General features: G+C 50.1%; 17 protein-coding genes. 6 read left to right on the forward strand and 11 right to left on the reverse strand.

From position 1 onward, the window contains the following. Positions 1–15: 15 nt before the first annotated feature. From fabY to typA, 5 genes are all read right to left on the reverse strand, one after another. Entirely contained in the window at positions 16–948 is a 933-nt protein-coding gene (gene fabY, locus EC840_RS23450) for a fatty acid biosynthesis protein FabY (protein ID WP_112289294.1), read from the reverse strand. A gap of 33 nt (positions 949–981) precedes the next feature. Continuing rightward, entirely contained in the window at positions 982–1,419 is a 438-nt protein-coding gene (dtd, locus tag EC840_RS23455; protein ID WP_112289293.1) for a D-aminoacyl-tRNA deacylase, read from the reverse strand. Between the two features lie 18 nt (positions 1,420–1,437). Continuing rightward, the gene (locus EC840_RS23460; RefSeq protein WP_112289292.1) at positions 1,438–2,307 is read right to left on the reverse strand and encodes a virulence factor BrkB family protein; all 870 of its coding nucleotides are present in this window, start codon (positions 2,305–2,307) and stop codon (positions 1,438–1,440) included. An 11-nt stretch (positions 2,308–2,318) separates the two neighbouring features. Further along, positions 2,319–2,906 carry a glucose-1-phosphatase gene (gene yihX, locus EC840_RS23465; RefSeq protein ID WP_113877652.1) on the reverse strand — a complete coding sequence of 196 codons (588 nt, stop codon included), beginning with the start codon at positions 2,904–2,906 and terminating at the stop codon, positions 2,319–2,321. A gap of 163 nt (positions 2,907–3,069) precedes the next feature. Then, the gene (typA, locus tag EC840_RS23470; RefSeq protein WP_112289290.1) at positions 3,070–4,893 is read right to left on the reverse strand and encodes a ribosome-dependent GTPase TypA; all 1,824 of its coding nucleotides are present in this window, start codon (positions 4,891–4,893) and stop codon (positions 3,070–3,072) included. Between the two features lie 457 nt (positions 4,894–5,350). Between typA and glnA the strand changes: the two genes are divergently transcribed. The 3 genes from glnA (at position 5,351) to glnG (ending at position 9,497) form a co-directional block, all read left to right on the forward strand. Beyond that, positions 5,351–6,760 carry a glutamate--ammonia ligase gene (gene glnA / locus EC840_RS23475; RefSeq protein ID WP_013577652.1) on the forward strand — a complete coding sequence of 470 codons (1,410 nt, stop codon included), beginning with the start codon at positions 5,351–5,353 and terminating at the stop codon, positions 6,758–6,760. A 267-nt stretch (positions 6,761–7,027) separates the two neighbouring features. After that, a complete protein-coding gene (gene glnL / locus EC840_RS23480; protein WP_112289289.1) occupies positions 7,028–8,077 on the forward strand; it encodes a nitrogen regulation protein NR(II) in 1,050 nt (349 codons plus the stop codon). Positions 8,078–8,084: 7 nt separating this feature from the next. Further along, positions 8,085–9,497 carry a nitrogen regulation protein NR(I) gene (glnG, locus tag EC840_RS23485; protein ID WP_095924078.1) on the forward strand — a complete coding sequence of 471 codons (1,413 nt, stop codon included), beginning with the start codon at positions 8,085–8,087 and terminating at the stop codon, positions 9,495–9,497. A 77-nt stretch (positions 9,498–9,574) separates the two neighbouring features. Here glnG and hemN read toward each other — a convergent pair whose 3' ends face one another. Further along, positions 9,575–10,948 (reverse strand): oxygen-independent coproporphyrinogen III oxidase, encoded by a 1,374-nt coding sequence (gene hemN, locus EC840_RS23490; RefSeq protein WP_113877654.1) that lies wholly within the window; start codon positions 10,946–10,948, stop codon positions 9,575–9,577. A 187-nt stretch (positions 10,949–11,135) separates the two neighbouring features. Then, complete coding sequence (yihI, locus tag EC840_RS23500) at positions 11,136–11,687, reverse strand: Der GTPase-activating protein YihI (RefSeq protein ID WP_112289286.1); 552 nt, start codon at positions 11,685–11,687, stop codon at positions 11,136–11,138. 579 nt (positions 11,688–12,266) lie between these two features. On the opposite strand from yihI, the gene yihA reads away from it, so the two are divergent. Continuing rightward, the gene (yihA, locus tag EC840_RS23505) at positions 12,267–12,917 is read left to right on the forward strand and encodes a ribosome biogenesis GTP-binding protein YihA/YsxC (RefSeq protein ID WP_112289285.1); all 651 of its coding nucleotides are present in this window, start codon (positions 12,267–12,269) and stop codon (positions 12,915–12,917) included. A 382-nt stretch (positions 12,918–13,299) separates the two neighbouring features. Here the strand turns inward: yihA and polA are convergent, their stop codons facing one another. The 4 genes from polA to EC840_RS23525 form a co-directional block, all read right to left on the reverse strand. Then, positions 13,300–16,104 carry a DNA polymerase I gene (polA, locus tag EC840_RS23510; RefSeq protein ID WP_132967244.1) on the reverse strand — a complete coding sequence of 935 codons (2,805 nt, stop codon included), beginning with the start codon at positions 16,102–16,104 and terminating at the stop codon, positions 13,300–13,302. Between the two features lie 387 nt (positions 16,105–16,491). Next, the gene (gene dsbA, locus EC840_RS23515) at positions 16,492–17,115 is read right to left on the reverse strand and encodes a thiol:disulfide interchange protein DsbA (RefSeq protein ID WP_112289283.1); all 624 of its coding nucleotides are present in this window, start codon (positions 17,113–17,115) and stop codon (positions 16,492–16,494) included. A 46-nt stretch (positions 17,116–17,161) separates the two neighbouring features. Beyond that, complete coding sequence (locus EC840_RS23520; RefSeq protein ID WP_132967245.1) at positions 17,162–18,148, reverse strand: serine/threonine protein kinase; 987 nt, start codon at positions 18,146–18,148, stop codon at positions 17,162–17,164. A gap of 92 nt (positions 18,149–18,240) precedes the next feature. Next, a complete protein-coding gene (locus tag EC840_RS23525; protein ID WP_112289281.1) occupies positions 18,241–18,510 on the reverse strand; it encodes a YihD family protein in 270 nt (89 codons plus the stop codon). A gap of 152 nt (positions 18,511–18,662) precedes the next feature. On the opposite strand from EC840_RS23525, the gene mobA reads away from it, so the two are divergent. Both mobA and mobB read left to right on the forward strand, forming a co-directional pair. Beyond that, positions 18,663–19,250, forward strand: coding sequence for a molybdenum cofactor guanylyltransferase MobA (mobA, locus tag EC840_RS23530; RefSeq protein WP_132967247.1), 588 nt, complete (start codon positions 18,663–18,665; stop codon positions 19,248–19,250). Further along, positions 19,247–19,777 (forward strand): molybdopterin-guanine dinucleotide biosynthesis protein MobB, encoded by a 531-nt coding sequence (gene mobB, locus EC840_RS23535; protein WP_132967249.1) that lies wholly within the window; start codon positions 19,247–19,249, stop codon positions 19,775–19,777. The genes mobA and mobB overlap by 4 nt, the downstream gene beginning before the upstream one ends. The last annotated feature ends 167 nt before the right edge of the window (positions 19,778–19,944 follow it).

Here is a 19,944-nt window from a genome sequence, read left to right on the forward strand (position 1 = left end):
TTGGGCTAAAGCAAATCAGTTAATTTCGGGTTCGAGCGGTGCGCCGGGTGCAGCAGGAAGCACCAGATAGGTACCTTCAAACACCGCGCCGTCTACCTCATCGCCGTATAAATTCACTTCGAGTTGCACGCGCGCCTTACGCCCGCGAGCCAGACGATCAAGGTCGCCGCTGACAGAGCCTAAATCCGCCACCGCACGCGGCCTGCCGGTCACCGGTGAACTGTAGCGGATATGGGCATCCGCCAGCACAATGGTGCCGCCCAGATGCCGTTCACGCAGCAGCAGCCAGATCAAACCCCAGCCAGTCAGCGTTGCCAGCGAGAACAGACTTCCCGCAAATAACGTATGGTGCGGATTCTGATTGCCGGTTTCCGGCATCGTGGTGACAAAACGCTGTCCGGTATACTGACTGATCCGCACACCCATTTTCTCACTCAGCGGGATATGGTCGTACCAGGCTTGTTGCAGTTGTCCGCACCAGTCGGGGCGATGAAGAATATCATCCAGCGTTTCGATCGGTTTAATCATCAGGAAGTGACGAACCGGTGTAGTTTGCGGGGTGGTAATTTCCCCCTGATTCACAAAGCCCAGTTTGGCAAAAAAATCCACTGCGTCTTCGCGGGCGCTACAGACTACGCGCTTTACCCCTTCCTGACGCGCCACAGACTCCAGGGTCATCGCCACCAGTGTTCCTAACCCTTTGTCCTGTACATTCGGGTCAACGGCCAGGAAGCGGATTGAGGCTTCGTTATCGGCATTAATGTATAAACGGCCAACAGCAACCGGCTCGCCGCTTTCATCCACGACCATCTGATGATGCGCAATGGAATCGTAGGCATCACGTTCGGAACCTTCAGGCTGACGCAGTGGTTTGCGCAGCATTTCCCAGCGGAATCGGTAATAGGCGGCCAGCTCTTTTTCGGTCGTCGGTACTCTAAGGTGATACATAGATGCGTTCTCTCCGGCGTTATGCCTTATCGATCAGACTTGTAGCCAGAAGGTCACCGGCCCGTCGTTCACCAGTGCCACTTTCATATCCGCAGCGAAACGCCCGGTTTCGGTCACAATGCCTTTCTCACGACACTGCCCGCAAAAATACTGATACAACCGGTCGGCTTCCTGTGGTTCAGCACCGCGTGAAAACCCCGGACGCATGCCTTTTTGTGTGTCAGCCGCCAGTGTGAACTGCGACACCACCAGCAGGCTACCGCCCGCCTGCTGTACGTTAAGATTCATTTTGTCATTTTCGTCACCGAAAATTCGGTACCCGATCACCCGTTCGCAAAGGCGTTTAGCTTTTTGTTCGTCATCGCCCTGTTCAACACCCAGCAAAACCAGTAATCCCGGCCCTATCTGGCCGCAAACGTCGCCATCGATAGTCACGCTGGCATTCAATACCCGCTGAATTAACGCAATCATACAAATCCTTCGAACTGATTATTCTTCTGCTTTGTATTGAGCAGACTGCAATTTTCTCACAGAACGGAACTCGCCAAGCGTGACGGTAATTTCTGCGCCAAGAAGCACGATACACCAGCTGACATAGACCCAGAGAAATAAAATGGGGATCACAGCCAGTACACCGTAAATCAACTGATACGATGGGAAAAGCTGAATATACAAGGTGAAGATTTTTTTACTCAGCTCAAATAAGGCACCGGAAACCAGAGCGCCAACCAGCGCATCCTTTGCCGGAACTCTCACCGTTGGCACGACCTGATATAAGAGCCAGAACGTCACCCAGGAAATCAGTAACGGCAGGATCCGCAGCGCATGGTCGATGAGGGAATGCACGCCGCTGAGGTTAAGCCAGTTCAGGGAGAGTAAATAAGAGCTGACCGCCACGCTGGCCACCAGAAGAATGGGCCCGAGCGTTAATACCATCCAGTACACCGCAAATGAGAACACAATCGGACGCTTGGTTTTGCTGTCCCAGATTTTATTCAGCACGCTGTCCACTGAAGCGATCAGCAGTAATGCGGTGACAATTAATCCGCAGGTACCCACCGCCGTCATTTTGCTGGAGTTCGCAACAAACTGTTCGAGATAACGCTGAATGGTATTGCCCGTGGCGGGCATGAAGTTAGAAAAGATGAAGGTTTTCAACTGTGCACTGATATCCGAAAAGACCGGAAATAATGCAAACAGCGAAAACACCACGGCAATCAGCGGAACCAGAGAAAGCAAAGAAACATAGGCTAAATGGCCCGCCAGAAGCGTCAGGCCATCCTTATCTGAGCGCTTTAAGAGCAGGACTGTGAATTTCCATAATGATTTTGGGTAGTGGCTCAATGCCCTTTTGTGCATCCTTACATCCTTCAGGAAAAGTATTTCGGTACCGTCTGGTTATCTTCCACCCACACAGCTTCAATGCCTGCCGCGCGGGCAGCCTCGATGTTTTCAGCAACATCATCAAAGAACACGGCCTGATCCGCGGTGAATCCTTCTTTCTCCAGCACATGCTGGAAAATTTCCGGTTCAGGTTTGCGCATACCCAGATTTTGCGAAAGATACATCGCATCGGTATTGGCTTCGATTTCCGGATAGTGCTGCGGCCAGAAATCCAGGTGTAAGCGGTTAGTATTCGACAGCACGACAACGCGATGACCTTCTTCGCGCAGCTTTTGGAATAACGTGATGACTTCAGGACGTAAACCGACGAAAACGGCGTGCCAGCCCGCACTGAACTGCTCAAAACTGAGCGCAATGCCCATTTCATTACACAAATCGGCGGCGAACTGCTCATCGCTGATTTCACCCCGCTCGTGCTGCTGGAACACCTCGCCCATTTTGAAGCGCTCGGTCAGCGTAGCCAGTGGCGTTCCGCTGAGATGGCTCCACACGCCAAGGACACGTTTGAAATCAATATCAATAATGACGTTTCCCATATCAAAAATGTACAGCATTGCACGCTCCTGATTTCAAAGATGACTTTTAACTTTAGCGGTAAAACGTACACCTGAACAGTGACAGAGTTGCGCTGTTGAGCTCAGCGTTAGAAAAAAGACAAAAAAAAACAGGGTACCCAAAGGCACCCTGTTTCTGTGTAACGGCACGCGTTAAAGAAGATTAACCTTCTTTAGGACCACGCATTGCACGTTTACGATCGTTCTCGGTCAGGTGACGTTTACGAATACGTACAGACTGAGGAGTCACTTCGACCAGTTCGTCATCATCGATGAATTCCAGAGCTTGCTCCAGAGACATTTTGATAGCAGGAACCAGAGTCGTTGCTTCGTCAGTACCGGACGCACGCATGTTGGTCAGTTTCTTACCGGTCAGGCAGTTCACGGTCAGGTCGTTAGAACGTGAGTGAATACCGATGATCTGGCCTTCATACACTTCTGCGCCGTGGCCCAGGAACAATTTACCGCGGTCTTGCAGGCTGAACAGTGCGAACGCAACTGCTTTACCCTGACCGTTGGAGATCAGCACGCCGTTCTGACGCTGGCCGATTTCGCCCGGACGAACGTCATCGTAGTGGCTAAACGTGGAGTACAGCAGACCGGTACCAGAAGTCATGGTCATGAATTCTGTACGGAAGCCGATCAGGCCACGTGCAGGGATCAGGTAATCAAGACGGATACGACCTTTGCCGTCTGGGATCATGTCTTTGACATCGCCTTTACGCTCACCCATGGCCTGCATTACAGAACCCTGGTGTTGCTCTTCGATATCCAGTGTCACGTTCTCGAATGGCTCTTGCATGCGGCCATCGATTTTACGGTTGATTACTTTAGGACGGGAAACCGCCAGCTCGAAACCTTCACGACGCATGTTTTCGATCAGAACCGACAGGTGAAGTTCACCACGGCCTGAAACGCGGAATGCATCAGCATCTTCAGTTTCTTCAACACGCAATGCAACGTTGTGCACCAGTTCTTTGTTCAGACGGTCAAGGATCTGACGTGAAGTCACATACTTACCTTCTTTACCACAGAACGGAGAGGTGTTTACGTTGAAGTACATGGTTACTGTTGGTTCATCAACGCTCAGCGCTGGCAGAGCTTCAACATTCGCCGGATCACAGATTGTGTCGGAGATGTTCAGTTCGCCCAGGCCGGTGATTGCGATGATGTCGCCCGCTTCAGCAACGGTGGCTTCGATACGCTCAAGACCCATGTGGGTCAGAACTTTACCGACTTTACCGTTACGGGTTTTGCCTTCGCTGTCGATGACAGTGATTTGCTGGTTAGGCTTAACGGTACCGCGTTTGATGCGGCCGATGCCGATGACGCCAACATAGTTGTTGTAGTCCAGCTGAGAGATTTGCATCTGGAAAGGTGCATCCATCTCAACTTGTGGCGGAGATACGTGGTCAACGATCGCCTGGTACAACGGGGTCATGTCTTCGGCCATATCGTTATGGTCGTTACCCGCGATACCCATCAATGCTGATGCATAGATGATTGGGAAATCGAGTTGTTCGTCGGTTGCGTCCAGGTTTACGAACAGGTCGAAGACCTGATCAACAACCCAGTCAGGACGCGCGCCAGGGCGGTCAACCTTGTTGATTACCACGATCGGTTTCAGACCATTAGCGAATGCTTTTTTGGTCACGAAACGGGTTTGCGGCATTGGGCCATCCATTGCATCCACAACCAGCAGCACCGAGTCGACCATTGACATCACACGCTCTACCTCACCGCCGAAGTCGGCGTGTCCTGGGGTATCCACGATGTTGATGCGGTAGTCTTTCCAATTAATGGCGGTGTTTTTTGCGAGGATGGTAATCCCACGCTCTTTCTCCAAATCGTTGGAGTCCATTACGCGTTCAGTGGCTTCTACACGCTCTCCGAAAGTACCGGATTGTTGTAGCAGCTTGTCGACCAGGGTGGTTTTACCATGGTCAACGTGGGCAATAATGGCGATGTTACGCAAATTTTCGATCACAGCTTTGCCTCAGGCATTAGAAATAGCGCGCTATTGTACACGTATTAAGCGAGGTTCTAAACAAGATCACAAGGATCTTGATGAAACAACTTGTGGATGGTTACTTTGTGATCCCTTTCACGGTGCAAAAAGATCACTGAACCATTATGACGCACCGTTTTGGTGCCATGCATCTCAGAGATAGCACCATTATAGTGCAGAAATTCCGTTATGGTGCATACTTATCGAGTGCAAGAGCCCTGTAAAATGGCGTTGTTTGCATTTTCTCAAAGTTGGCACACTTTTCGCTAATAGTTTTTAGGGTAAAAAAAAGTTTTTACAGGGTGACGCGTCTGACCAGTCAAATAATAGCGCTGTTCAGTCCACACGCCAGTTCAAGTAAAGCTGTTATTTCCAACTAAAGACCAAAAATGGTTATTCGTTCCACGACGATAATGAGAAATTCGGGAGAACTAGTATGTCCGCTGAACACGTTTTGACGATGCTGAATGAGCATGAAGTGAAATTCGTAGATTTACGTTTCACAGATACCAAAGGCAAAGAACAGCACGTCACCATTCCTGCACACCAGGTTAGCGCTGACTTCTTCGAAGAAGGCAAAATGTTTGATGGCTCTTCAATCGGTGGCTGGAAAGGCATTAACGAATCTGACATGGTTTTGATGCCAGATGCGAGCACTGCTGTTCTTGACCCGTTCTACGAAGAAACCACGCTGATCATTCGTTGCGACATCCTTGAGCCAACTACGCTGCAAGGTTATGACCGCGACCCACGTTCTACCGCAAAACGTGCAGAAGACTTCCTGCGCTCTTCCGGTATCGCGGACACCGTTCTGTTCGGGCCAGAGCCAGAATTCTTCCTGTTTGATGATGTGCGCTTCGGCAGCAGCATCTCCGGTTCTCACGTGGCTATCGATGATATCGAAGGCGCATGGAACTCCAGCACCAAATATGAAGGCGGCAACAAAGGCCACCGTCCTGCAGTTAAAGGCGGTTACTTCCCGGTTCCTCCGGTCGACTCCTCCCAGGATCTGCGTTCTACCATGTGTCTGACCATGGAAGAAATGGGTCTGGTTGTTGAAGCTCACCACCACGAAGTGGCAACCGCGGGTCAGAACGAAGTGGCAACCCGCTTCAATACCCTGACCAAAAAAGCGGACGAAATCCAAATCTACAAATACGTGGTTCACAACGTGGCTCACGCATTTGGCAAAACTGCGACCTTCATGCCAAAACCAATGTTTGGCGATAACGGTTCCGGTATGCACTGCCACATGTCTCTGTCCAAGAACGGTAACAACCTGTTCGCTGGCGACAAATACGGCGGCCTGTCTGAAATGGCACTGTTCTACATCGGCGGTATCATCAAGCACGCTAAAGCGATCAACGCCTACGCTAACCCGACTACCAACTCCTACAAGCGTTTGGTCCCGGGCTACGAAGCGCCAGTGATGCTGGCTTACTCTGCGCGTAACCGTTCTGCATCCATCCGTATTCCACACGTATCAACGCCTAAAGCGATGCGTATCGAAGCACGCTTCCCTGATCCAGCGGCTAACCCATACCTGGCGTTTGCTGCACTGATGATGGCTGGCCTGGACGGTATCATCAACAAGATCCACCCTGGCGATGCGATGGACAAAAACCTGTATGACCTGCCACCGGAAGAAGAAGCAGAAATTCCAAAAGTTGCAGGTTCACTGGAAGAAGCGCTGAACGCACTGAACGAAGACCGCGAGTTCCTGACCCGTGGCGGCGTGTTCACTGACGACGCTATCGATGCTTACATCGGTCTGCGTAAAGAAGAAATGGATCGCGTGCGTATGACTCCGCATCCGGTTGAGTTCGAGCTGTACTACAGCGTCTAAAGACAGCGTTTAATTCTCGAATTAGCTGCTGAACTCAGCGCCCGTCCTCTGACCGGCGCTGAGAGAAATACCCGACTGGAGGCCTGGCGGTAAGAAAGCCTTCAGCGTCAAAATCAAGTAAGACGATTTTATTTGTTGCCGTGGAAACTTTCAGCCCATCTCCGGATGGGCTTTTTTCTCCACACTCTTTCCTGCTTAACCCCTCTGACCCGTGTTTTGGCCGGGTAGCGAGACAAATTGCACCCATCAGGTGCGGGAGACTGCGGTATGGCAACTGGCAAGCTGCCCGATGCTGGGCAGATCCTGAATTCTTTAATCAACAGCGTTCTGCTGTTGGACGACGATTTGGCTGTGCATTACGCCAACCCGGCGGCTCAGCAATTACTGGCGCAAAGTTCCCGCAAACTTTTTGGCACCCCGTTGCCAGAGTTGGTGGGATATTTTTCGCTGAACATCGAGTTAATGCGTGAAAGTCTGACAGCCGGACAGGGCTTTACAGACAGCGAAGTGACTTTAGTCGTCGATGGCCGCGCGCATGTGTTGTCACTGACCGCACAGATGCTGCCGGAAGGTTTTATTCTGGTCGAACTGGCGCCGATGGATAATCAGCGACGTTTGAGTCAGGAACAATTGCAGCATGCTCAACAGGTTGCAGCCCGAGATTTGATCCGCGGTCTCGCGCATGAAATTAAAAATCCGCTTGGCGGTTTGCGTGGTGCGGCACAGTTGTTATCCAGAGCGCTGCCCGATCCGGCTTTGCTTGAGTACACCAAAGTCATTATTGAGCAAGCCGACCGTCTGCGTAATCTGGTCGACAGATTGCTGGGTCCGCAACGTCCGAGCCAGCATGTAACACAAAGTATTCATCAGGTTGCGGAGCGCGTTTGTCAGCTGGTGTCGATGGAAAAACCCGATAACGTTCAACTGGTACGGGACTATGATCCGAGCCTGCCGGAACTGGCACACGACCCTGATCAGATAGAACAGATTTTATTGAATATCACCCGCAATGCCTTGCAGGCGCTGGGGGAGGAAGGCGGCACAATAACACTGCGTACGCGGACTGCTTTCCAGATTACGTTACACGGCGTGCGTTATCGTCTGGCGGCACGCATCGATATTGAAGATGACGGCCCCGGCGTACCGGCACATTTGCAGGACACTCTTTTTTACCCCATGGTCAGTGGCCGCGAAGGGGGCACCGGACTGGGCCTCTCTATCGCACGCAGTTTGATTGACCAGCATTCGGGTAAAGTTGAATTTAACAGTTGGCCAGGACATACCGAATTCTCGGTTTTCCTGCCTATTCGCCAGTGAGGTTCTTATGCAACGAGGGATAGTCTGGATCGTCGATGACGATAGCTCCATCCGCTGGGTACTTGAACGTGCGCTCACTGGAGCCGGTTTGACCTGCACCACGTTTGACAGCGGCAATGAAGTGCTTGATGCCATTGCGACTCAAACCCCTGACGTTTTGTTATCAGATATCCGTATGCCGGGGATGGACGGTTTAGCGCTGTTAAAGCAGATTAAACAGCGCCACCCGATGCTTCCGGTCATCATAATGACAGCGCACTCCGATCTGGATGCGGCGGTCAGCGCCTATCAGCAAGGCGCATTTGATTATCTGCCAAAACCTTTCGACATCGACGAAGCAGTGGCGCTGGTTGAACGCGCTATCAGCCATTATCAGGAGCAACAGCAACCGGCTCGCAGCCAGCCGGCAAGTGGCCCGACGGCGGATATTATCGGCGAAGCGCCAGCCATGCAGGACGTCTTTCGCATCATCGGCCGTTTGTCCCGCTCTTCAATCAGCGTGCTGATTAACGGGGAATCCGGTACCGGTAAAGAGTTGGTGGCTCATGCTTTACACCGTCACAGCCCGCGCGCCAAAGCGCCTTTTATCGCACTGAACATGGCGGCAATCCCGAAAGATCTGATCGAATCCGAACTATTCGGCCATGAGAAAGGGGCGTTTACTGGCGCTAACACCATCCGTCAGGGACGTTTTGAGCAGGCCGACAACGGCACGCTGTTCCTTGATGAAATCGGTGATATGCCCCTCGATGTGCAAACCCGTCTTCTGCGCGTGCTGGCAGATGGTCAGTTCTATCGTGTGGGCGGCTATGCGCCGGTGAAAGTGGATGTGCGTATTATCGCTGCGACTCACCAGAATCTGGAATTACGGGTTCAGGAAGGAAAATTCCGCGAGGATTTATTCCACCGCCTGAACGTTATCCGTGTCCATCTGCCACCGCTGCGCGAACGTCGCGAAGATATTCCGCGTCTGGCGCGTTATTTCCTGCAAGTGGCGGCGAAAGAACTGGGCGTGGAAGCGAAGAACCTGCATCCGGAAACGGAAACCGCGCTGACGCGTCTGCCGTGGCAGGGCAACGTGCGCCAGCTGGAAAACACCTGTCGCTGGTTAACGGTGATGGCTGCGGGTCAGGAAGTCCTGATTCAGGATTTACCGAGCGAACTGTTTGAAACGTCTGCCCCGGAAACCGGCGGTCAGAGCTTACCGGACAGCTGGGCGACGCTGCTGGCACAATGGGCCGATCGCGCCCTGCGTTCCGGTCATCAAAACCTGTTGTCAGAAGCGCAGCCTGAAATGGAGCGCACTTTGCTGACCACGGCATTGCGTCACACGCAGGGACATAAACAGGAAGCCGCACGCTTACTGGGCTGGGGACGCAATACGTTGACCCGCAAGCTGAAAGAACTGGGTATGGAATAACCGGGCCTGAAATAAAAGCCTTGTGCCAGAAAGCAAAACAGCCGCTCATGCGGCTGTTTTTGTTGATAGCAAAGAAATCAGATCACGCGGGAGAATTGCTGCTGACGTACCTGACGGCGCAGATAAATATCAAAGCACATGCAGATGTTGCGGATAAGCAAACGCCCGCGCGGCGTTACCTGAATATGCGTCTCGCTCACCTCAACCAGCCCGTCTTCAACCAGCGGTTTCAGCAGCGCCAGATCATCGGAAAAATAGTCGGTAAAGCGGATGCCATATCGCTCTTCGATATCCGCAAAGCTCAGCTCGAAATGGCAGATCAGCGATTTAATGACATCGCGACGCAGGCAATCATCATCCGTCATTTCCAGACCGCGCCATAACGCATTCCCCTGTTCTTCTACTCTGGCGTAATACGTTTTGAGGTCTTTCTCGTTCTGCGCGTAAGTATCGCCCAGCATGCTGATGGCTGACACGCCCATTCCCAGTAAATCGCTGTCGCCCTGCGTGGTATATCCCTGGAAATTACGGTGCAGCTTGCCTTCACGTTGGGCAATCGCCAGTTCGTCATCAGGACGCGCAAAGTGATCCATGCCGATAAAGCGGTAACCGGAGGCGGTCAGCGAGGCAATAGTTTCCTGCAGAATTTTCAGTTTCTCTTCTGCGCCCGGCAAATCAGCGTCTTTGATTTTGCGCTGAGCGGCAAACAGTTTTGGCATGTGGGCGTAATTGAACACGCTCAGGCGATCCGGGTTCAGCTCTGCCACGCGTTGCAGCGTATACGCAAAACTTTCCGCCGTTTGCTTCGGCAGGCCGTAAATCAGGTCGATGTTGGTGGAATTGAAACCCAGCGCTCTGGCGCGTTCAATCAGCGCAAAGATAAAATCTTCATCCTGCTCGCGATTCACCAGACGCTGCACTTCTTTATTGAAATCCTGCACGCCCATGCTCAGACGATTAAAGCCTTCGCTGCGCAGATGGTCGAGCACATTCAGCTCGATTTCGCGGGGATCCACTTCCAGTGACATTTCTGCATCAGGGAGAATATCAAAGTGTGCCCGCAGAAGGCCCATCAGACGGCTTATCTGCGCTTTATCGAGGTAAGTCGGAGTACCACCGCCCCAATGCAACTGACTGACCTGACGGCCCTTAAAGAGCGGTGCACGGTGACTTATCTCTTTCTCAAGTACGTTGAGATATTCTTCGGCTTTATGCTGCTGACGGGTTACCAGTTTATTGCAGCCGCAGAAATAGCAGAGCTTATGGCAGAAAGGGATATGCACATACAGAGAAAGGGAGCGCTCAGGGTAACGGACAGCCGCTTGTTTAAAAGCCGCATCGTCGTAGCTTTCGCTGAATTCGAGTGCTGTTGGATAGGATGTGTATCGCGGACCTGAATAGTTGTACTTCTGGATCAGCGCTAAATCCCAGACGGTTGTCTGTTCTGACATGGGTGACTTACTCCTTCCGGCGTCGGATGCTGCCGGTTTCCCTTACAGGCAGGCTTTTAGCCTGCCTTACAAAGGTCGCTCTGCGCAAACGTGCTTTGGTTTTCGATAACCGTCGTAGTTTACCGAATAACCAAAGGAGATAACATGCAAAGAGTAAGGCTATTGCCGGAATGACCCAGCGCATCGCTTAGAAACCTTCTTTTGGATTCCCGCGTTTGAGCAACTGCATCATATCTTCGTTCTTCTCTTCTTCTTCGTCATCTTCATCGTCGCCGAGTTCGATACCGAGAATTTCCATCAGAACATCAATACGATCCAGAGTCTGATCAACATAAGCCTGATCTTCTGCACTCAGCGCTTTGCCGTCGTCGATAAGATCAAGCAATGAATCCAGACGCTCATCGTTTTCCAGTAATGTCAGTTCTTCTTGCGGAGACATTTTAGGTTTTGCCTCTGGCTTCGGCTGAGCGGCTTTCTTCGCTTTCGCTGCATTGTTGGTGACGGTTTCCACGATCAATGGCACCGCTTTTTTACTGCCGATACGCGGATCGGTTTTTTTAGCGCCTGCGCCGCTTTGATTCTGGGCTGCGTCCGGATTTGCGCGTGAGCCTGCTTTATGGCCACGACGCTTATTGTCACGCTTGCGTTCGCGCGCTTCGATATCAAGCTCTACACGACTTTTCTTCTTCGTTTTAGCTGTCGCGGTATTGGCGCGCGGGGCTTTCGCTGGCTGTTTCATGGCATCTGCTCTTAGGTGTGTACATTTAGTATAGATTTGCGGCGGAATCTAGCAGAAAGCGGACAAAGAAAAAAGGCAGCAAGTTAACCTTGCTGCCTTTTTCTTTCCTTCAGAAGAAGGATATTCCTCAAACACTTTCCCTGTATAGCGTCAACGTCCCGGTTTTTCCTTTGCCTTTCAGAGCCTCCGGCTCCGTTTGTCCTTAAATCGCGATGCATTTCCCGTGATCCCTGAATGCAATAATCGTCCTTGTTTCCGTTCTCGCCTTCACCGCGTAAGAAATACTTTACCCGACTGGCACAAAGGCTCAAGATACCCGCCAGCCGTCTTGTCGGTTTCATAACGATATAAATTTTATCTTATTGAAATTGCATAATATTAAAAATTTTGGCGACAAAACAAGCGAAATAACCCGCATCATGAATAGCAAATGTCTTACATCATGAAGGCAATTTCCCCCGCCTTCATCTCTGTGGTCCCTTCGCCTCATCATTCGGATTTTAAAAACACGAACGCATCTCGGCTCTGTTGCAGTTATAATCGCCAGCCAGATACTCATGCCTCACGGAGACGCACGCTTTGACCAGCCAAACTTACAACTATCATATGACCCATTTCGTCATGAGCGCCCCGGATATCCGGCATTTGCCATCTGACGCAGGCATTGAAGTCGCATTTGCTGGTCGTTCAAACGCCGGCAAATCCAGCGCACTGAATACTCTGACGCAGCAGAAAAGCCTCGCACGTACCAGTAAAACGCCTGGCCGTACTCAGCTCATCAACCTGTTCGAAGTGAAGCCGGGCATCCGTCTGGTCGACTTGCCGGGTTATGGCTACGCGGAAGTACCGGAAGAAATGAAGCGTAAATGGCAGCGCGCATTGGGCGAATATCTGCAAATGCGCAACTCGCTGAAAGGTCTGGTGGTGTTGATGGATATCCGTCATCCGCTGAAAGATCTCGATCAGCAGATGATTCAGTGGGCTGTCGATGTGGGTACGCCGGTGATGTTGCTGCTGACGAAAGCCGACAAACTGGCATCCGGCGCACGTCAGGCGCAGATCAAAATGGTCCGCGAAGCCGTGAAAGAATTCATGGGCGATATTCAGGTGGAAGCCTTCTCTTCCCCGAAGAAAATGGGCGTCGATAAACTGAGTGACAAACTGAACACCTGGTTCAGCGAAATCCCACCGGAAGTGCTGGAAGAAGAGCTTTTTGACGAAGGCGAGTAAATCTCGGCTTAAACGAAGAAGTCTGTAAGTAAAGAACATATCAGGGTAGCCAACAGGCTGCCCTTTTTTATGGGCGGGATTTTATCACTGTAGTCAGAAAACAGGCGTAACCCTGTGAAAACTCCAATAAAAAACGCCCCAGACATAAATGCCTGGGGCGGCTAAAATATTCAGCCAAATCCGATTACGTGAAGTAAAAGGTCTGAAAGATAGAACATCTTACCTCTGTACCCTACGAGAGAAACTTTACCCTATTTCATGACGGGGAAAAAGAACTTTTTGTAGTTTACTTACACAAAAATCGTGGATTATGCGATCACCTTCATGGTCTGAGCACATAATCATGTAGCTTAATTACAAAAAAAGCTTAATTACTATCCACTTAGTGAGCCTGATCCCAATTCTCGCCAGTACCGACGTCCACTTTCAACGGAACCGCCAATGTCATACTGGCTTCCATCAGGCTGCGAATTTTTTCACTCGCTGCAGCAACATCATCTTTATGCACTTCAAACACCAGTTCATCGTGTACCTGCATGATAATGCGGGCACGCGGAGCATCTGACTGTTTCAGCCAGGCATCGACGCTGATCATGGCGCGTTTGATAATGTCAGCCGCAGTACCCTGCATCGGGGCGTTGATCGCGGCACGCTCGGCACCTTTACGGCGCATCGCGTTGCTGGATTTGATGTCCGGCAGATACAGACGGCGACCATCGAGGGTTTCAACGTAACCCTGCTCAGAAGCCTGAGTGCGGGTACGTTCCATATATTCCAGCACGCCCGGATAACGCTCGAAGTACAAATCCATATAACGCTGGGATTCTTTGCGTGGAATATTGAGCTGACGCGATAAGCCAAAGGCGCTCATGCCGTAAATCAGACCAAAGTTAATCGCTTTAGCGCTGCGACGCTGTTCACCAGATACTTTCTCCAGCGGTGTGCCGAAAACTTCTGCGGCGGTTGCGCGGTGAATATCCTGGCCTTCAGCAAAGGCTTTCAGCAAGCCTTCATCTTTCGATAAATGCGCCATGATGCGCAGTTCAATCTGCGAATAGTCGGCCGCCAGAATGATATAGTCTTTTGGCGCAATAAACGCCTGACGGATACGGCGCCCTTCATCATTACGCACCGGAATGTTTTGCAGATTAGGATCACTGGAGGACAGACGCCCCGTCGCGGTCACCGCCTGATGGTAGGATGTATGCACGCGGCCAGACTGCGGGTTGATCATCAATGGCAGTTTATCGGTGTAAGTCGATTTCAGTTTTGCCAGACCACGATATTCCAGAATCACTTTCGGCAACGGATAATCCAGCGCCAGTTCAGCCAGAACTTCTTCATTAGTTGATGGTGCGCCACCCGGAGTTTTCTTCAGGATCGGCAATTTTTGTTTTTCATACAAAATAGCCTGCAACTGTTTGGTCGAAGAGAGGTTGAAAGGCTCTTCAGCCAGTTCATGCGCTTTGTTTTCCAGCTCATTCAGTCGAATTGCCAGCTCTTTCGAGTGAGCCGCGAGGATGTTCTGATCAATCAGAACCCCGGTACGCTCGATATGAGAAAGAACAGGCACCAGCGGCATTTCAATATCCGTGAACACTTTGGTCAGGGATTCGCTTTCCTGAATGCGTGGCCAGAGTGCCTGATGCAATTGCAATGTGACATCGGCATCTTCTGCCGCATAAGGCGCTGCCTGCTCAAGGGCTATCTGGTTGAAGGTTAGCTGGTTCTTACCTTTACCCGCAATCTCTTCAAAGCCCACGGTTTTATGGCCGAGATAGCGGTCTGCCAAACTGTCCATGTCATGGCGGCCAGATACGCTATCAAGCACGTAGGATTCAAGCATGGTATCGAAGGCGATACCTTTCAGTTCGATGTCATAACGCAGTAAAACACCGCGGTCGAATTTGAGGTTCTGCCCGACTTTCAGCTGCTTTTCATCTTCGAGTAACGGCTTGAGTTGTTTCAGTACATCATCGCGATCCAGCTGCGCCGGCGCATCCAGATAGTCATGTGCCACAGGAAGATAAGCCGCTTTACCCGCTTCTGTAGCGAAAGATAAGCCGATCAGATTGGCAGTCAGGGTATCCAGACCATCCGTTTCGGTATCGAAAGCGAAAACATTCGATGCTTTCAGATAACCGATCCACTCATCGAGAGTCGCCTGATCCAGAATGGTGACATATCCCTCCTGCGAGAGCTGGTTTGGTTCAACAGCGGATACTGACGTCGTTTCTTCTGCCGGAGCAACTTTCTTCGCTGCTGCCGACGCTTTACCTGCCGATTTTTTGGCGCTCAGCCAGGTGCCGGATTCAACATCTGCCAGCCAGCGTTTGAATTCATAGCGGCCAAACAACTTGTGAAGTTCATCGGCATCGGGTTCTGAAACCGTTAGCTCAGCACAAGTGAGATCCAGCTTAACGTCAGTTTTAATGGTCGCCAGCTGATAAGAGAGGTAGGCAACTTCTTTGTTATCTGCCAGTTTTGCCGCCATGGTTTTTGAACCACGGAAACTGAGTGTCGATACTTTATCCAGATCGGCATATAACGCATCAAGGCCACCAATGCCTTGTAACAATGCCTGTGCCGTTTTCTCACCAACGCCCGGTACGCCAGGAATGTTGTCCGAGGAGTCACCCATCAGAGCGAGGAAATCGATGATCAGTTCAGGCGGAACACCGTATTTCTCGACAACTTCATCTGGCCCCAGAATCGCATTGTTCATGGTGTTGATCAAAGTGACACCCGGCGTCACCAGCTGTGCCATATCTTTATCGCCGGTGCTGATCAGAACCGCATGACCGGCCTGTTCGGCTTCAAGTGCCAGCGTACCGATCACGTCGTCCGCCTCTACGCCGGAAACCACCAGTAATGGCAACCCCATCGCTTTCACCATTTGATGAAGCGGCTCAATTTGAGAACGCAGATCATCCGGCATCGGAGGACGATGGGATTTATATTGTTCGAAAAGCTCATCACGGAAGGTTTTGCCTTTCGCGTCAAAAACCACCGCAACATGGCTTGGTGTGTATTGCAGCAAAAGACTGCGCAACATATTCAGCACACCGTACATCGCGCCGGTCGGTTCACCCGCAGAGTTGGTCAGCGGAGGGAACGCATGATAAGCGCGATAAAGGTAGGACGAACCGTCCACCAGGATTAATGGATTTTCTGCTATCTGGGCCATAACTCTTCTTTATTCGTGATCAGACATGCCCTAAGGATGCCATAGCCAGCGGGAAAGACGAACCTTGAGAAGGAAATTCATTACGAAGTTGCGGGGGATCTCGAAGGATCATCCTGTGGATAACTTTGTGAATAGTTTTAAGAGGAAATTAATTCGGATGGTTAATCCGAAAACACATCAGGATTTTAGCTACGTGTTTCATCAGGTTATAGGATTGCTTAATGAATATTGATGTAATAGAAGCTTAATAGCTATTGTGGATAGTAATATTTACCGGGAAACTTTCTGCGGGATATTTTTTATATTTACGCCTGCAAACATTTCCTTTTTCTCATTTCTTCGAAAATATAACGCCAGCCCGAAAGCTGGCGTTGAGATCAGAAATTCTTATTTTTTGGTCGCTAAGAAGTTGATCACATCAGAATATTGTTTGACGTACATATCCATTGAGCTGGTATCAAGTCCGTCATTTTTAACCATATATTTGCCGTTTACAAATACGGAAGGAACGCCTTGCAGACCCAGGTCAGCAGCGGCTTTCTCCTGTTGAACAACCAGAGATTTCACAACAAAGCTGTTAAGTGCAGCATCGTAATCCTCGCCTTTCACACCCGCCTGAATAAAGACTTTACGGATATCATCAGCATTCTGAATGGATTGCTGTTTCTGCACAGCATCAAACATCAGCGGACTCACTTTGTCTTCCACACCCAGGGCAATCGCAACAGCCCAGGCTTGAGTTAATTGTTTACCCAATGGCCCCAGGAATTCGACGTGATATTTGGCATATTTAACATCTTTAGGCAGATTCTTGCGGATGTTGTCAGAGACATGCCAGACTTGTTCAAACTGGTAGCAGTGCGGGCAATAAAATGAGAAGAACTCGAGTACCTGTGGCTCATTAGCAACGGTTTTATCTAAAGTAACGTACTGTGCGCCATCAGAAAACTGCGCGGCAGACACACTGAAGGCCATAACCATACCAACCAGTGCCAGGAATATCTTTTTCATATAAAGCCTATCTCCATTTAATTAAACTTCAAACATTAATCATGACTTAATACATTGGCATCAGCTGTAAAGGAGGTGCCTGTAATTTCTTAACTTGCTCAGTAAACGCCGCTATCTGACTACGCCAGAAATCTTCATCCTGCATCCAGGGGAAACTCTTAGGAAATGCAGGATCCTCCCAGCGACGGGCAACCCAGGCCAGATAATAAACCATACGCATAGCCCGCAGCGGTTCAATCAAAGAGAGTTCGCGCGTATCTAAATCAGCAAACTCTCCGTAAGCTTCCAGCAAGATATCTAACTGGAGCCTTTGCTCACTTTGATCCCCATGCAACAGCATCCAGAGATCCTGAATTGCCGGACCATTACGGGCATCATCCATATCGACAAACAATGGCCCGTCACGCCAGAGAATATTCCCCGGGTGGCAATCGCCATGTAAGCGTAGAGGTTGCCAGTCAGTATGCCAATAATCGCCCGTAGTGCGAATCAGCTGGTCTGTTGCGGATAAGAAGGGTTCACGCAAACTCTTGGGGATCAGCGGACATTGCGCGAGAACTTCGCGCGGCCAGACGAGATACTCATCAAGTCCGATAGTTGGCCGTGCGGTAAACAGGCTTTCATTGCCCACCTGATGAATGCGCCCAAGAAAACGTCCTACCCACTCCAGCTGGTCGAGATTATCGATTTCATACTGACGCCCACCCACGCTGGGAAATACGGTAAACATATATCCCTGGTAGTGGTGCAGTGTGTTTTCGTTGATAGAAAGAGGGGCAACAGCAGGAATTTCAGCATCAGCCATATCAAGAGAAAACTGATGCTCTTCGTGGATTTGTTCTTCGGTCCATCGCTCAGGACGGTAAAACTTCACCACATAGCGTTTTCTGTCTTCACCAAGAAACTGGTAAACGCGGTTTTCATAACTGTTTAATGCAGTGAGGCCGGACTCAGCAATAAGACCGACACTCTCTAACGCATCAAGGATAAGATCCGGCGACAATGCCTGAAAATTAAAAGCTGAATTGTTCATAACTTCATTCGGATTGGCCGCACAGAAAAATGACAATGGGAAATAGTATCATCTATTTTTGGCGGTTCGCATGAAGTTCACATAAGTTTACATCAATCCTTAATCACGCCACGGGCACGTAAAAGTGCAGTTTTAAAGTCATCCTCATAGTCTTTCTTTAAACCCGGGATTTCAGTCGTGCTGTCAGTACCACGCATTTTCAGGTGATAAATCAATGTGTCATCACTGAGTTCGCCTAATGTCCCCTGGTATCCACATTCTGTGGCCAGCTTCTGGATGAACTCCATCAGGTTCAGATCGCAATCCTCTTTCCATGCCGGATGCAGCAGTTCGATCAGCTCGTTTACGCGATGTTCTTTCATGATAATCCTTCTCCACTTGTTTTCAGACCTTAAAAATAACAGGGTTATTTCGTCAGGGAAAGTACAAGCTCACTGTAAAAAAGTTTAACCTGCCCGGTATAAATTAAGGCGTTACAATGACGGTAATAATGAGGTTCTGAAAGGCGGATATTATGGATCGCAGTAACATCACTGGCGTTATTTTAGCAGGCGGTCGGTCGAGCAGAATGGGCGAAGAGAAAGGGCTGATTGATATTAATGGTCAGCCTTTATTTGAACATATCGCCCAAAGATTACATCCTCAAGTAGGAGAAATTCTGATCAGCTGTAATAGGAGTTCTGAACGCTATGGCAGAAATAACCAGACCGTCCCGGACCTCAAACAGGATTTCTCGGGGCCACTCGCCGGTATGCTTGCTGCGTTATCAGTGAGTAAAACCGAATGGATACTCTTCGTTCCCTGCGACGTGCCAGATTTTCCCATCGACCTTAGTGAAAGATTATTTGCCGGGCTATCAGGGCAGAAAGCAGCTTATGTGCGTGATCCGGAGCGTGAGCATCCAACGCTTTGCCTGTTAAACCGGAGTCTGATCCCGGCACTGACGTCGTATCTTGAAAACGGCGACAGGAAGCTCATGATTTTCCTTGATAATATCGGAGCAAACTCGGTGCTGTTCAGTGAGTCTGCTGCGTTTTTCAATCTTAATACGCCTGAAGATGTGGCGCTTTGGAAAACCCGCAACCAGGATCATTCAAGATGATAAACCAACCAATCCCATTACTTGGGATCGTCGCTTATAGCGGTACAGGAAAAACAACACTGCTGAAACAGCTCATCCCCTGGCTTCGTCAGCGTGGTATCCGGACCGGTCTGATAAAGCATACCCATCATGATGTAGATGTAGATACGCCAGGGAAGGACAGCTTCGAGCTACGTAAAGCTGGCGCAGACCAGACAATGGTTGCCAGCAATAGCCGGTGGGCGCTGATGACTGAAACACCCAGACATGACGAGCTCTGTCTTGGGTATCTGGCAACACGTTTCGACAGTAATAATCTTGATATGATTTTGGTTGAGGGATTTAAACATGAAGATATCGATAAAATCGTGCTGCACAGGAAAGAAACGGGAAAGTCACTGGAGAGTCTGATTGATATTCACGTTGTTGCAGTCGCAACTAATGATCTGTTCGCGCCGGTTTCACAGGCTATCAGCATTCTGAATATAAATGAGGTAGATAAAGTGGGGGATTTTGTTATTCAGTGGTTGGAAAGTCAGCAGAACTAGAGGTTCTGCCCTCTTTTATTTCCCCAAATTCCCCATAGCAAAAAGCCCTGTACGTCAGTACAGGGCTTTTTGCTAATTTGATGCCTGGCAGTTCCCTACTCTCGCATGGGGAGACCCCACACTACCATCGGCGCTACGGCGTTTCACTTCTGAGTTCGGCATGGGGT

The sequence above is a fragment of the Rahnella sp. JUb53 genome, assembly GCF_004346065.1.
Classification (GTDB): domain Bacteria; phylum Pseudomonadota; class Gammaproteobacteria; order Enterobacterales; family Enterobacteriaceae; genus Rahnella; species Rahnella variigena.

Coding starts and splice junctions, on each gene's coding strand:
- glnL (WP_112289289.1), top strand. CDS start 7,028: ATGGCAACTGGCAAGCTGCCCGATGCTGGGCAGATCCTGAATTCTTTA.
- yihX (WP_113877652.1), bottom strand. CDS start 2,906: ATGCTGTACATTTTTGATATGGGAAACGTCATTATTGATATTGATTTC.
- hemN (WP_113877654.1), bottom strand. CDS start 10,948: ATGTCAGAACAGACAACCGTCTGGGATTTAGCGCTGATCCAGAAGTAC.
- polA (WP_132967244.1), bottom strand. CDS start 16,104: ATGGCCCAGATAGCAGAAAATCCATTAATCCTGGTGGACGGTTCGTCC.
- mobB (WP_132967249.1), top strand. CDS start 19,247: ATGATAAACCAACCAATCCCATTACTTGGGATCGTCGCTTATAGCGGT.
- EC840_RS23525 (WP_112289281.1), bottom strand. CDS start 18,510: ATGAAAGAACATCGCGTAAACGAGCTGATCGAACTGCTGCATCCGGCA.
- yihI (WP_112289286.1), bottom strand. CDS start 11,687: ATGAAACAGCCAGCGAAAGCCCCGCGCGCCAATACCGCGACAGCTAAA.
- EC840_RS23520 (WP_132967245.1), bottom strand. CDS start 18,148: ATGAACAATTCAGCTTTTAATTTTCAGGCATTGTCGCCGGATCTTATC.
- mobA (WP_132967247.1), top strand. CDS start 18,663: ATGGATCGCAGTAACATCACTGGCGTTATTTTAGCAGGCGGTCGGTCG.
- glnG (WP_095924078.1), top strand. CDS start 8,085: ATGCAACGAGGGATAGTCTGGATCGTCGATGACGATAGCTCCATCCGC.
- dsbA (WP_112289283.1), bottom strand. CDS start 17,115: ATGAAAAAGATATTCCTGGCACTGGTTGGTATGGTTATGGCCTTCAGT.
- EC840_RS23460 (WP_112289292.1), bottom strand. CDS start 2,307: ATGCACAAAAGGGCATTGAGCCACTACCCAAAATCATTATGGAAATTC.
- fabY (WP_112289294.1), bottom strand. CDS start 948: ATGTATCACCTTAGAGTACCGACGACCGAAAAAGAGCTGGCCGCCTAT.
- glnA (WP_013577652.1), top strand. CDS start 5,351: ATGTCCGCTGAACACGTTTTGACGATGCTGAATGAGCATGAAGTGAAA.
- dtd (WP_112289293.1), bottom strand. CDS start 1,419: ATGATTGCGTTAATTCAGCGGGTATTGAATGCCAGCGTGACTATCGAT.